Source organism: Kitasatospora sp. NPDC024654 (genome assembly GCF_055559155.1).
Map to the genome: position 1 here is coordinate 1 of NZ_JBVHLF010000026.1, position 1136 is coordinate 1136.

Here is a 1136-nt window from a genome sequence, read left to right on the forward strand (position 1 = left end):
CTCAAGCGAATCTCGAATGCCTGACCGGCAGAGATGCCCCAATGTCACCCCATCGAGCGACGCCAAACCCGGCATTACGGCGCGAACCGCACTCTGAGTGCGCCCAACGCCGGGGCAAGCTCAACCCCAGTTCCTGCTCCGCGATCTGTTCCGCCCAGTCGAACTTCAGCATGCTCACGATCACGACCTTTCCTGCGGGGCATCAGCGATTGATCGCGCGCCAGACCTGATCGAGCACGTCGGCTGTCGTCGCCCCGCGCAGGTGCGCTGCAACACCGGCTTGCGGCAGCTTGGCTGCGAGCTCCGTGCGGGTTCCGGCTCCATAGCCAGCCTCGATGTCGCAAGCAGAGTCGCCGACCATCCAGGACTGGCCGATGTCGAGGTCAAGGTCATGGGCGGCTTGATAGATCATTCCTGGGGAGGGCTTTCGGCATGCGCAGACCGTCCGGAAACGGGCGACTGAACCCTCCGGGTGATGAGGGCAGACGTAGATGCCGTCCAGCCTTACGTCCTCGCGGGCCAAGAGCTCCTTGAGGCGTTCGTGCATCGCGGCCAGATCATCCTCGTTGAACAGCCCACGCGCAAGGCCGCTCTGGTTGGTGACGACGAGCAGGGCGACACCGGCGTCCTGAAGAGCGCGCAGCGGTGGTCCGACGCTGGAAAAGAGGACGAGGTCGCCGGGCCGGCCATGCGCGTGAACCTGCCGGGCGAAAACCTCGTTCTGGCCGTAGTCGTTGGCGATAGCGGTCACCGATGAGGAGTCAGCATGCAGCGCGATGGCGGACAACGGAGCCCGCTCGGCACGGAAGCGGCCCACCAGCTCGGAGGTCAGGTGCTGGGCCTCGGCCGCGCTGCCGCCGTTACCCGCGACCAGCAGCCGCTGGCCTGCGGGCAGCCGGTCGGCGAGGATCCGGCCCCATTCCTGGAGACGGCCGACATCGAGCAGGGGTAACGCGGCGGCGAGCGGGTATGTGCGCACGGCCCGGCGGGGTCACGGTCAACTCCTCCGAAGGACAGGGGCGGGAAGGGCAGGATGGCGGCCGGGGGGGGGGGGGGGGGGGGGGGGGGGGGGGGGGGGGGGGGGGGAGGGTGGGGGGGGGGGGGGGGGGGGGGAGGGGGGGAAAAGGAGAAAAAAC

1 protein-coding gene is annotated in these 1136 nt (G+C 68.6%); it reads right to left on the reverse strand.

Going from position 1 to position 1136, the window contains the following annotated elements; genetic code table 11:
- Positions 1-202 precede the first annotated feature (202 nt).
- Positions 203-979, reverse strand: a complete 777-nt coding sequence (locus ACZ38L_RS17475; protein WP_465694022.1) for an HAD-IIIA family hydrolase — start codon at positions 977-979, stop codon at positions 203-205.
- Positions 980-1136: the final 157 nt, after the last annotated feature.